This is a genomic window from Psychrobacter sp. CAL346-MNA-CIBAN-0220 (genome assembly GCF_040309805.1).
Classification (GTDB): Bacteria; Pseudomonadota; Gammaproteobacteria; order Pseudomonadales; family Moraxellaceae; genus Psychrobacter.
In genome coordinates, this window is the sequence record NZ_JBEOPF010000274.1 from 1 (window position 1) to 273 (window position 273).

A 273-nucleotide genomic window follows, 5' to 3' on the forward strand; every position below is an offset into this window, starting at 1 on the left:
GCACTGATTGAAGCCATATTGCTATTTATTTTGGTCTACACCAGTATTGATTACCTCAAACAATCTAACCAGTCTGAAATTGAGAAACGAGCGAGCCTAACCACGAGCTTATTTTCGGTAGCGGCTAAAGATGCGCTAAATGAGTTGAATAAAACCACCTTAAGAGAGCTAGCCAAAGAGCTTAGTCACAAACAAGAAGTCAGCTACGTTTATATTTTTAAAAATAATCAACTTATCGTCGCAATGCACAAAGAGTCCAGCAATGTTATATGG

The 273-nt window shown here is 38.1% G+C and carries 1 protein-coding gene; it reads left to right on the plus strand.

What is annotated here, in order from left to right; translation table 11 throughout:
- The coding region (locus AAEY88_RS13625; RefSeq protein ID WP_350563251.1) for a hypothetical protein at nucleotides 1–273 on the plus strand (273 nt) is incomplete at both ends.